Origin of the sequence: Phenylobacterium aquaticum (assembly GCF_022695515.1) — a bacterium.
Taxonomy (GTDB): Bacteria; Pseudomonadota; Alphaproteobacteria; order Caulobacterales; family Caulobacteraceae; genus Phenylobacterium; species Phenylobacterium aquaticum.
Window position 1 is genome coordinate 105046 of sequence record NZ_JALDPT010000001.1, and the last position, 11877, is coordinate 116922.

Genomic DNA, 11877 nt, shown 5'->3' on the forward strand with positions numbered 1-11877 from the left:
GATCCGGCCACAGCCGCGGCCTTAGCTGTTCTGCGCTTCGCCGCGTTCGAGGGCCTGGAGCCGTCGCCGTCGCCGGCCAGGCCGCCAAGCGTCGCTGACGTCTGCCGGGTCGCCGATGTGGTAGGTGGTGATAATCCGATCGGCCAGGTTCCGGCGCAGGGCCGGGATCGGCTTTAGCCGTTGTGCGGCATTGAGGCTGTCGATCGCCCGCCCGAGGCCGCCGTGTCGCGCCCGCGCCCGCGCGACGATCTCGGGAGCGACCCCGAGGAAGTGTCCCACCAGCCGATCGCGGAGCTCTTCGACGCCGGCTTGCGCGGCCGCGGCGCTCGCCTCGACGCCAAGTTCGCATTCGCTGTCGAACCCGAATGAGCGGTTGTTCAGGTTCGCCGAGCCGACGCGAAGGACCCGGTTATCGAAGATACTGCACTTGGAGTGCACGATGATCTCGCGACCGCCAGACGTGGTCGGCGAGAACGCCCGGAACCGGCCAAACCGGTCGGCGGCACGCAACCGCGCGAGCATGGCGCCGCGCACGCGATCCATGGTCAGGCGATCGAACCAGCTCGGGGCTTGTCCCGTCGTGATCAGCACGACTTCCGGCCCGTTCGGTTCCGACAGGCGCTTGGCCAGAGCGTCGGTGACCACGGGCGAGGTGAAATATTGGTTCTCCAGATAGATGGCTTGGCGGGCCTGGGCGATGCTCTCGAGTGTCAACCGGCGAATCTCGTCGACGCGCGCCTGCCCGCGCCAGCCGGGCAAAGTTCGCGAAATGGCGATTTCCAAATTGGCGAGATCCGGAGACACCTCAGGCGGCCACAGGTCGGGGCCGCGCCGCGGCGCCAAGGCCGGCGCTTCACCCGCGACACGCCGCCAACGCTCTCGGAACAGCTCGCCCAAAGATCGGGCGGCTGCGCCGTCCACCATCAGCATCAGTTCGTGGCGTGGCGGATGAAACAACCGCGTCGGCAGGATTCGCCGCAGGTCCTCCTGGAGGTGCATGGACGTGTCCCAGCGATCGACGCTGATGTCACCGCTGCCGCAGAAGGCCAGGCGGTCGTCGATCACCAGCACCTTCTGGTGCTGACAGGCGCCAAAGGGGATCTGATCGTCGAGGCAGAATTTTATTCGCGTGCCGGAGAACCAGCCGCGAGCCGCGTGTGGAAAGAACTGCTGGGTGGCCGCGACCGGCAGGGCCGATTTCCAGATCAGCAGCCGGATGTCGAGGTGTGGACGGGTTTCCGACAGCCGCAGCAGCACGCGTCCGATCTCGTCGGGCTCGTCGGAGCCCATCTGGCCGTCGGGCGCCAACCGGGTCCGCGGATCGAACGTCCACCCCAGGAGCAGGATGGAATGGCGCGCCTTCTCCATCGCGCGCAGCGCGGCCGTGAAATAGGGTTGGGACGCCACCAGCAGCGCGGCTCGATCGGCTGACGCGACCCGCCAGCAAGTCTCCCCAGCCCTGAACATGGTCATCGTGGTTCATTCCCCGCGCCTTGGCGAAAATGGCGCCGACCGCTCGCTTGTCCCGCCCGCTGCGGCCCTGTCGGCGGCGCTCGAAGGGCTTTCAGGTGACCGCCGCGCGTCTCCGGCTGCAGGGCGATCACCGGAGGTCGGCGGCGACTTGCATCCTCGCTCACCCCGGGGGCGTTCGCCAACGCCACCCGCCCGTCGCGGCCCAGCCTTTGGCGAGCGCCCGCCGCAAACCACGCCTTCGCTGCCGACACAGTCCCTTGGCTATGCGAAGCTATGAAGATTGGGCGGCCGGATAGCCCTGCAGCATGCGGATATAACTGTCCCGCGCAAGCCCGGCTGCGTCGCCTAGAACATGCTCGCTCATCCGCCCGCGCACCTGGTCCACCCGATCGACACCCCGCGCGGTGAGCAAGTCCCCTAGCCCCGCCACGAGCGGGCCCATGTGGCGCGGCCCGTGGCGCAGTAGGGCGGAGGTGGTCATCACTGCGTCCGCGCCCGCCAACAGGTATTTGAACACGTCCTCGGCCGACTCGACGCCGGTGCTCGCCGCGAGGGAGGCCCCCGTGCGGCCATGCAGGATGGAGGTCCACATCAGCGGCAGCCGCATCTCGGCCGGGGTGCTGAGGTCCAAATTGAGCGAGCGCCGCAGCGTCACGATGTCGATGTCCGGCTGATAGACGCGGTTGAACAGCACCAGCCCGTCGGCGCCGGCCGCCGCCAGGGCCAGAGCCATCGCACCCGGGGCGCTGAAGTAGGGGCCGATCTTCACCGCCACGGGCGTTTGGACCGACGCCTTCACCGCGCGCACAGCGTCCAGATGGCGCTGCTCGACCGCCGCGCCTGTTAGCGACAGCTCGGCGGCGACGACGTAGATATTGAGTTCGATCGCATCCGCGCCGGCCGACTCCAGGTCGCGGGCATAGTCGGCCCAGCCGTCAGCTGTCACGCAGTTGAGGCTGGCGATCACTGGGATGGCGAGCGCCGCCTTGGCGCGGCGGATCGTTTCGAGGTAGCGCCCCGGCCCGAAGCCGTAGCCCCCGTAAACCGGAAAATAGCTCTGCGCCTCGGCGAACCCGCTTGCAGAGGGCTGCATGAGCTGCTCCACGTGCCGTTGCTCCGCCACGACCTGTTCTTCGAAGATCGAGGGCAGGACGACAGCGCCGGCGCCGTAGTCCTCGAGCGCCCGCAAGGTGGAAAGCTCGCCATTAAGCGGCGAGGCCGAGGCGATCAGCGGGTTGCGCAGCCGAAGGCCCAGATAGCGGGTGGTCAGGTCCATGGCGGGTTTCCCTCTCGACGCCGCGTCAGACCGGCCGCCGATCAGGACCGGCATGGCCGCAGTCCGGATGGAAGCACTCGCCCCCACGACTCGCGAGCTCTTCGTACTGGCGGTACTTCTCGGTTACGACCTGCTGCGCCTGGGCGAGCAGCGTTTCGGCGGCGGCGGGATCCGTGCTGGCGAGGGCGCGATAGCGAAGCTCGTTGTAGGCATAGGCCTTGAACGGGATCGTCGGACGTGGCGAGTCCAGCCGGAACGGCCGCTCTCCGGCGCTGCGCATAGCGGGATTGAATCGGAACAGCGGCCAATAGCCGCTCGCCGCCGCCAGGTCCTGCTGCTTCATGCCGTAGCGCAGGTCGAAACCGTGCGCGATGCAATGGCTGTAGGCGAGGATCAGCGAGGGTCCCGGATAGGCTTCGGCCTCGCGGAAGGCGAGCAGCGCCTGCTGGGGATTGGCCCCCATCGCCACCTGCGCGACATAGACGTCGCCATAGGCGATGGCCTGGAGCGCCAGATCCTTGCGGGCCACCCGCTTGCCGGCCGCCGCGAACTTGGCGACCGCGCCCAGGGGGGTCGCTTTGGAAGCCTGGCCGCCGGTATTGGAATAGACCTCGGTGTCGAGCACCAGCAGATTGACGTCGCGGCCGCTCGCCAGCACGTGGTCGAGCCCGCCATAACCGATGTCGTAGGCCCAGCCGTCGCCGCCCACGATCCAGATGCTGCGCCGGACCAGATGGTCGATCACGGACAGCAGGTCGCGCGACATCTCGTCATCGAAAGCGGCAAGCCTCTGCTTCAGCGTCTCGACGCGAGCGCGCTGGGCGCGCAGTTCGGATTCGCGGTCCTGGGGCGTGGCCAGGATCGCGCTCGCCAGATCCTCGCCGACGCGAGGCGCCAGTCGCCGCAGCAAGGCTCTCGCCACGTCCAGGTGCTTGTCGGCGGCGAGCCGGAAGCCCAGCCCGAACTCCGCATTGTCCTCGAACAGCGAATTGGACCAGGCAGGGCCGCGGCCGGCGGCGTCCTTGGTCCAGGGCGTGACCGGCAGATTGCCGCCGTAGATCGAGGAACAGCCCGTCGCATTGGCGATCTGCAGCCGGTCCCCGAACAGTTGCGACAGCAGCTTGAGATAGGGCGTCTCACCGCACCCGCCGCAAGCCCCGGAGAATTCGAACAGCGGTTCAAGAAACTGCACGCCGCGAACATTGGCGAAGTCGACGGCCGTACGGTCATTGACCGGTAGGGTCTCGAAGAATGCGATGTTGGCTCGGCCGCTTTCGAGAATGGGCGCCTTGTCGGTGAGATTGATCGCCTTGCGGCCGGGATCGATGGCGCTATGTGCGGGGCAGGCCTCGACGCAGACGCCACAGCCGGTGCAGTCTTCCAGATAGATCTCCAGCGAGAACCGCACGTTCGGATTGCCCCGGCTGTTGACCGGCGCCGACTTAAAGTTCTCCGGCGCCGCCGCGAGCGCGTCCTCGTCATAGTACTTGGCGCGGATGACGCTGTGTGGGCAGGCGAAACTGCACTGGCCGCACTGGACGCAAAGGTCCGGATCCCAGGCCGCCACGATGTCCGAGATGTTGCGTTTCTCGAAGGCCGCGGTCCCGCAGGGGAAAGTCCCATCGACGGGCATCTGGCCGACGCGGATGTCGTCGCCGCGGCCGCGCATGATCTGGGCGGTGATGTCATGGACGAAAGCCGGGGCTCGGGCGGGCACGATGGGCGGCTGGTCGAAAGCGCTGGTGACCGCGCTGGGAACCTTCACCTCGAAGAGGTTGGCCAGCGCCTGGTCGACGGCCTCGAAGTTCTGGCGGATGACCTTCTCGCCCTGGGTGGCGTAGCTTTCCTCGATGGCGTGCTTGATCCGCCGGATGGCCTCCTCCCGCGGCAGTACGTCGGAGATGGCGAAAAAGCAGGTCTGCAAGACGGTGTTGATACGGCCGCCGAGGCCTACCGCACGGGCGACCTGGGACGCATCGATCACGAAAAATCGCAGCCGCTTGTCGACAATCTGCGCCTGCAGCCCGCGCGGGAGGTGGTCCCAGATCGCGTCGGGTCCATGCGGGGTGTTGAGCAGGAAGACCCCGCCCGGCGCGGCCAGGCGGAGCACGTCCAGGCGATCGAGGAAATTCGCCTGATGGCAGGCAATGAAGTTGGCCGATTCGATCAGATAGGGGGCGCGGATCGGCGCCTTGCCGAAGCGCAGGTGGGAGATGGTCTGGGCGCCCGACTTGTGGGAGTCGTAGACGAAATAGCCCTGGGCGAACCGGTCTGGATCGTCCGCCAGGATCTTGACGCTGTTCTTGTTGGCTCCGACCGTGCCGTCCGCCCCTAAGCCGAAGAACAGGGCGCGCACGACATCGTCCCGCTCCAGCGAGAAATCGGCATCCACTCTCAGGCTCGTGTGTGAAACATCGTCGTCAATGCCGACGGTGAACCCTGTCTGTGGCGCCGCCCGGCCCAGCTCGTCGAACACCGCCTTCGCCTGAGCGGGGCTGAAGTTCTTCGAGCCCAGGCCGTAGCGGCCGCCGATCACCCGCGGCAGCGTTCGGCGCCGCCCGCCGGCCACCGCCTGGGCGAGGGCGGTCACGATGTCGAGGTAGAGGGGCTCCCCGGGCGCGCCGGGCTCCTTGGTCTGCTCAAGCACCGCCACCGCGCGGCACGTTTCCGGCAGGGCTTCCAGGAAGCGCTCGACGGCGAAAGGCCGGTAGAGGCGCACCTGCAGCACGCCCACCCGCTCGCCCGCCTCCGCTAGCGTTGCCGCGGTCTCGCGGGCGGTCTCCGCGCCGGAGCCCATCAGCACGATCACCCGTTCGGCGTCAGCGGGTCCCTCATATTCGAACAGCCGGTAGGCGCGGCCGGTGAGGTCGGCGAAGCGATCCATCGCCGCCTGCACGATGGCGGGCGTCGCGGCATAGTAGGGATTCACCGTCTCGCGGGCCTGGAAAAAGGTGTCCGGATTGTGCGCGGTGCCACGGATGAAGGGATGCTCCGGGCTGAGCGCGCGCCCCCGGTGCGCACGCACGAGGTCCTGGTCGATCATCGCCCGGATCTGCGTGTCGGACACGAGCTCGATCTTGTTGACCTCGTGCGAGGTGCGGAACCCGTCGAAGAAGTGCAGGAACGGCACCCGCGACTGCAGGGTGGCTGCCTGGGCGATCAGGGCCGCGTCGTGGGCCTCCTGCACCGAGGCCGAGGACAGCAGCGCAAACCCGGTCGTCCGCGTCGCCATGACGTCGGAGTGGTCGCCGAAGATCGACAGGGCCTGGGTCGCAAGCGCCCGCGCCGCAACGTGGAACACGGTGGAGGTCAGCTCTCCGGCGATCTTGAACATGTTGGGCAGCATCAGCATCAGCCCCTGGGACGCCGTGAAGGTCGTCGTCAGGGCGCCCGACTGCAGGGCGCCATGGACCGTGCCTGCGGCGCCGCCCTCGCTCTGCATCTCCTGGACAACCGGGATATTGCCCCAGATGTTGCACAGGCCCTGGGCGGACCACTCGTCGGCGAGCTCGGCCATCGTCGAGGAGGGCGTGATCGGATAGATCGCGCAAATCTCGTTCACCCGGTAGGCGACATGCGCGACCGCGGTGTTGCCGTCCATCGTCTGGGTGCGTGGCGCCTCGATGGGAGTCGGCATCTTCAGCCTCGCTCCGGCTCGGGGATCATTTCGATCGCGTGGACGGGGCAGGTCTCGAAGCATACGGCGCAGCCCGTGCAGCGGTCATAAAGGAAGCGGTAGCGCAGGCCCGGGCCGAGTTTCTCGATGGCCTGCTCCGGGCAGGCCGCGTAGCACTGGTCGCACTCGAAGCAGGCGCCGCAGGAGAGGCAACGCTTGGCCTCGTAGCGCGCGTCGTTCTCGCCGAGGCCGGCCTGCACCTCCGCAAAGCCGGTCCGGCGCTCGGCCAGCGGCAGCTCGGTCTGAACTGACCGTGCGGCGTCGCTGTAGACGGGCAGGTGCAACATATCAAAGGACACCACGGGCGGCGTCTGCGCCTCCGGAGCCGGGTGGGCGCGCAGCCAGGCGTCGATGCGCCGCGCGGCAGTCTTGCCGTGGCCGACCGCGGCCGTGACGGTCCGAGCGCCCGGCGCCATATCGCCGCCGGCGAAGATCCCGGCGTGCCCCGTCATCATGTTGCGATCCACAACGACCGCGCCGTCCGGCTGGAACGTCGCGCCGGGAATGTTGTCCAGCAAGGCCCGCTCGACCTGTTGGCCCAGCGCCAGCACCACGGCGTCGGCCGGAAGGGTCTCAAATTCCCCCGTCGGTTGCGGCCGCCCCTCGGCGTCGAGCGCCATGCGCTCCACCGTCAGGTCGGCCCCTTCGAGCGCATTGATACGCGTCAGCCACTTAATCTTGACGCCTTCCTCGACGGCCTCTTCGGCCTCGAAGGCGCGGGCTTCCATGTGCGCGCGATCTGAGACGAACACGACGAGGGCTTCCTCCGCCCCGAGCCGCTTGGCGCTCCGCGCGGCGTCCATGGCGGTGTTGCCCGCCCCGTACACGACCACGCGGCGGCCGAGCTTGGGCGCCTCGCCGCTGGCTGCGCCGCGCAGCAGGCTGACCGCGGTCAACAGCCGTGAGGCGTCCTCGGCCGGGATGTCGATGCGCTTGCCGATCTGCGCGCCGATCGCCAGGAAGACGGCGTCGAAGCCGCCGCTGGCTTGCTCGGCGAGCACATCCTCGACCTTGTGGTTCAGGATGATCCTGACGCCCATCGCCTCAATCGCCCGGATCTCCTTCAGCAGATGGTCGCGCGGCAGCCGATAGGCTGGGATTCCGAACTGCATCATCCCGCCAGGCAAAGAGCCGGCCTCGTGGATCTCGACCTCATGCCCAAGGCGGATCAGGTGATAGGCGGCGGAAAGCCCGCTCGGCCCCGCCCCGACGACGAGCACGCGCTTGCTGGACGCCGGCGCTACGATCGGCAGGGTCCAGCCCTCCTCGTGGGCCCGGTCGCCGAGGAAGCGCTCGACGGCGTGGATCGACACCGCACTGTCGACGGCCGCCCGGTTGCAGCTGCTCTCACACGGGTGGTAGCAGACCCGCCCGTGGACGGAGGGGAGGGGATTGTCCGCCACGAGGGTTTGCCAGGCTTCGCGATACCGTCCGGCCTGGGCCAGGGCGAGCCAGGCCTGGATATTCTCCCCGGCCGGGCAGGCATTGCTGCATGGCGCCAGGAGCTCGACATAGACTGGCTGCCGCGTTCGGACCGGTCGGCGCCGGGCTCGGCCGCAAGGTCAATCAGACGGGTGAAATCGAGGTGCTGTCCCGAACTCATCTACACCGGTCCATGGCTGGTTCAGTCTCCCACCGCGCTCGCCGCCGATCAGGCCGCGATGATCACCTTCAGCGCCTGTGTGTCGGCCGCCCGACCGAAGGTGTCGTAGGCCTCCAGGATCTGGTCCAGGGTGAAGCGGTGGGTGATCAGCAGGCTCGGATCGAGCCTTTTCGACTGCACCGTCTTCAACAGCATCGGCGTCGTCACCGTATCGACCAGCCGGGTGGTGATAGCGATGTTCTGCGCCCAGAGCCGCTCCAGGTGCAGGTCGGCCTTGCGGCCATGGACTCCGACGTTGGCGATGATCCCGCCCGGCGCCACCAGGTCCTGGCAGAGTTCGAACGTCGCGGGCAAGCCGACCGCTTCGATCACGGTGTCGACGCCGCGCCCTGACGTCAGGGCCATGACGGTCTCGGCGGCGCGGCCGTCGGCGCTGTTGATGGTCTGGGTGGCGCCGAACTGGCGCGCGATCCCGAGCCGGTTGTCATCGAGATCGATCATGATGATCTCCGCCGGCGCATAGAACTGAGCCGTGAGCAGCGCGGCCAGACCGACAGGCCCGGAGCCGACGATCGCCACTGTCGAGCCAGGGGCGACCTTGCCGTTGAGCACCCCGCATTCGAAGCCGGTCGGCAGGATGTCGCTCAGCATGACCAGCGCCTCCTCGTCGGCGCCGGGGGGGATCGGATAGAGGCTGGTGTCGGCGTGCGGTGTGCGAACATACTCGGCCTGGGTGCCGTCGATCTGGTTGCCGAGAATCCACCCCCCCGTCGTGCAGTGGGAATACATGCCGCGCCGACAATTCTCGCAGCGCCCGCAGGCCGAGATGCAGGAGATCAGCACGCGATCGCCCACCTTGAACGCGCTCACACCCGCGCCGATCGCGTCGATCACGCCGACCCCCTCGTGGCCCAGTATCCGGCCGGGCGCGCAGGTGGCGACGTCACCCTTGAGGATGTGCAGGTCCGTGCCGCAGATGGTCGTCCTGGTGATCCGCACGATCGCGTCGCCGGGCGCCTGGATCTGCGGCTTGGGGCGATCCTCAAGCGATTTCACCCCCGGGCCGCCATAGACGAACGCCTTCATCACATCCTCCTGCGAATGAACTGAAAGACGCCGCACGCGCCTGCCCATTACGCTTAAAGAGCGAGGGGAACCGAACGTGGTCGGCGCGGCCGCTTTGAAGGGTCCGAGCGGCGCCGGGCCGTGGGCCAACCCACCCGCACCTCGGGCCATCTGGAGGTCAGCTCCACCCGCCGCCGAGCGCCCTGTAAATCGCGACGAGGTCGCTGCTCACCGCCGCTGCGCTCTCCGCCTGGGCGAGTTCGTTCTGCTGGAGGGTGCGTTCAGCGTCCAGCACCTCGATGTAGGAGCCGACGCCGCTGGCATAGCGCTGCTTGGCAAGCGCCGTGGCGTCACGGTTGCGTGCGACCGTCTCCATGAGGGCTGCGGCGCGCGCCTGGTCGGCGCCGTAGGCGGTCAGGGTGTCATCGACCTCATGCAGAGCCGCGAGGACCGTACGTCGATAGCTGAGCGCCGCCTCCTGCGCCCGCAGGTCCTGAAGCCGAACGGTGGCGCGGCGCCGGCCCGCGTCGAAGATCGGCAGCTCGACGGCAGGCCCAGAGGTCAGGAACCGGCTTCCCCAGTCCGTGAGGCTGGCGAGGCTCTGCCCCTGCAATCCCCCTTGGGCGTTCAGCGTCAGCCGCGGGTAGAGGTCGGCCACGGCGACGCCCACCCGCGCCGTGGCCGAATGGAGCCGGGCCTCGGCCTCGCGAATATCGGGGCGACGCCGCGCCAGATCCGCCGGCAGGCCGACCGGCACGCGCGGTGGGACCGGAGGAATGCGCGCTGAGGGCTCCAGCTCGGCCCGGAGCGCACCGGGCGGACGGCCGATCAGTTGGCTGAGCTGGTTGATGTCCCGGGCGATCTGGCGATCGAGTGCCGGCAGTTGCGCCTCGGCGCTGGAGGCTTCAGCGGCGGCGCGGACCACGTCGATGTCGCCGCTCAGTCCGGCGCGGCGGCGCTGGCTCGCAAGCTCAAGCAGCTCGCGGCGGGTGGCGATGGACTCCTCGAGGATCTTCCGCCTGGCCTGGGCGCCGCGCAGATCGATGTAGGCGCGTCCGACGTCGCCCAGCAGCGACACCAGAACAGCGCGGCTGTCCTCCAGGGTCGCCGCGCTATCGGCGTCGGCGGCCTCCACCGATCGCCGCACGCGTCCGAAGAGGTCGACCTCCCACGAGGCGCCGAATCCTAGCTGATATTGATCGTAGGGATTGGTGAAGCTGACGCCCGAGTCGCCCGCGACCTGGCCGATCTTACCGAACAGCGCCCCGGTCGGGGTGGATTCGCTCAGCCTGTTGACCTGGGCGGAGGCATTGGACGACAGGCTGGGCCATTGGGCGGCCGCGGCGACGTCGCGTTGCGCACGGGCTTCGGCGATGCGCAGCACGGCAAGACGAGCATCGAGGTTGGCGGCGCGCGCGCGCTCGATCAGAGAGGTGAGTTGCGGATCGTTGAAAGCGACCCACCACGCGACAGCGTCTTCGGCGGGCGAGCTGGTCACCTGGCTGGCCTGGTCGCCCACGCTGGCTGTGGCGCGGGCGCTCCAGGCCGCCGGGACCTCAGGCAGCGGCCGATGGAAATCCGGACCCACGGCGCAGCCCATGAGCGGAGAAGACAGAATCGCAGCCAAGATGAGGGCGGCGCGAGGGGAGGGGGGCATGGCGAGGCTCACTCGATCCGGTTGCGGAACATCCACGCCGCCGCCGTCAGGGTCACCGTGGCGATGATCGCCATCGGCCACAGATCCGGCCAAAGCCGATCCAAGCCTAGACCTTCCAGGTAGACACGGTGGACCAGGTCGATCGCGTAGCGCAGGGGGTTGATCAGGGTGAAGGCCTGGATCACCCGCGGCATGCTGCTGATCGGTGTCGTCAGGCCGGACAGCAGCGCGAACGGCATGATCGTGACGAAGGCGTAGAGCATGCCTTGCTGCATGGTGGCGGAGATCGAGGAAACGAACAGGCCGATTCCCACCGCGGCCAGGAGGAACAGGACCAGTCCCGCGTAGAGGGTGAGGTAGGATCCCGCGAAGGGGATACGGAACCATAGCTGCGCGACCAGCAGCGCGGTCGTCGATTGCGTCAGGCCGATCATCATCGCCGGGATCGCCTTGCCAACCATGATCTCCGCCGGGTTGAACGGCGCGACCAGCAGCTGGTCGAAGGTGCCTTCCTCGCGCTCACGGGCGACCGAGAGCGCCGCCAGCATCAGGGTCGACATCATGGTGATTGTTCCGACCAGAGCCGGCACCAGGTTCCAGCGCGTTTCGAGGTTGGGGTTGTACCAGGCCCGCGGACTGAGCCGCACCGGCGGCGGTGCGAGCCCGTGGTCGCGCCGCCAATCGACGTTGAACGACTCGACCGCCGCATTGACAGAGCCCAGCGCGGCGCCGGCGGTCGTGGAATTGCGGCCGTCGGCGACCACCTGGACAGCGGCGTTCTGACCCGCAGACAGGCGCCGCTGAAAATCCGGCGCGATCTGGACCACCAGGACGACCCGCCGGCTGTCGATCAGGCGGCGCATCTCGTCGGGGTCAGTGATGTTGGCGATCCTTTGGAAGGCGCTAGAACCGTCCAGCTTGGCGAGCAGGGCGGAGGAGGCGGCGCTGCGATCCCGATCGAAGGCCGCGTAGGGAATGTTGCTCAGGTCCAGAGTGGCGGCGTAGCCGAAAATCAGCAGTTGGATGACCGGCTGGATCAGCAGCATGTTGCGCGTGCGCGCGTCCTTCAGGATGGCCAGCAGCTCTTTACGGATCAGGGCGGCGATGCGGAGAAGCGAACTCAACAT

7 protein-coding genes are annotated in these 11877 nt (G+C 68.1%); all 7 read right to left on the reverse strand.

The window, feature by feature from the left end; genetic code table 11:
• Positions 1 to 21: 21 nt before the first annotated feature.
• Complete coding sequence (locus tag MQH10_RS00470) at positions 22 to 1473, reverse strand: phospholipase D-like domain-containing protein (RefSeq protein WP_242562109.1); 1452 nt, start codon at positions 1471 to 1473, stop codon at positions 22 to 24.
• 271 nt (positions 1474 to 1744) lie between these two features.
• Positions 1745 to 2749, reverse strand: a complete 1005-nt coding sequence (locus MQH10_RS00475; RefSeq protein WP_242562110.1) for a dihydroorotate dehydrogenase-like protein — start codon at positions 2747 to 2749, stop codon at positions 1745 to 1747.
• 25 nt (positions 2750 to 2774) lie between these two features.
• On the reverse strand, positions 2775 to 6386 hold the full coding sequence (nifJ, locus tag MQH10_RS00480) for a pyruvate:ferredoxin (flavodoxin) oxidoreductase (protein WP_242562111.1): 3612 nt from the start codon (positions 6384 to 6386) through the stop codon (positions 2775 to 2777).
• Between the two features lie 2 nt (positions 6387 to 6388).
• Complete coding sequence (locus tag MQH10_RS00485; protein WP_242562367.1) at positions 6389 to 7927, reverse strand: NAD(P)-binding protein; 1539 nt, start codon at positions 7925 to 7927, stop codon at positions 6389 to 6391.
• Between the two features lie 149 nt (positions 7928 to 8076).
• Entirely contained in the window at positions 8077 to 9114 is a 1038-nt protein-coding gene (locus MQH10_RS00490) for a zinc-dependent alcohol dehydrogenase family protein (RefSeq protein WP_242562112.1), read from the reverse strand.
• 157 nt (positions 9115 to 9271) lie between these two features.
• Positions 9272 to 10762 (reverse strand): efflux transporter outer membrane subunit, encoded by a 1491-nt coding sequence (locus MQH10_RS00495; protein WP_242562113.1) that lies wholly within the window; start codon positions 10760 to 10762, stop codon positions 9272 to 9274.
• A complete protein-coding gene (locus MQH10_RS00500; RefSeq protein WP_242562114.1) occupies positions 10759 to 11877 on the reverse strand; it encodes an ABC transporter permease in 1119 nt (372 codons plus the stop codon). The genes MQH10_RS00495 and MQH10_RS00500 overlap by 4 nt, the downstream gene beginning before the upstream one ends.

Excerpts from the sequence above, each read along its gene's own strand:
- MQH10_RS00470 (WP_242562109.1), bottom strand. The coding sequence starts at position 1,473 with ATGACCATGTTCAGGGCTGGGGAGACTTGCTGGCGGGTCGCGTCAGCC.
- MQH10_RS00475 (WP_242562110.1), bottom strand. The coding sequence starts at position 2,749 with ATGGACCTGACCACCCGCTATCTGGGCCTTCGGCTGCGCAACCCGCTG.
- nifJ (WP_242562111.1), bottom strand. The coding sequence starts at position 6,386 with ATGCCGACTCCCATCGAGGCGCCACGCACCCAGACGATGGACGGCAAC.
- MQH10_RS00490 (WP_242562112.1), bottom strand. The coding sequence starts at position 9,114 with ATGAAGGCGTTCGTCTATGGCGGCCCGGGGGTGAAATCGCTTGAGGAT.
- MQH10_RS00500 (WP_242562114.1), bottom strand. The coding sequence starts at position 11,877 with ATGTTGAGTTCGCTTCTCCGCATCGCCGCCCTGATCCGTAAAGAGCTG.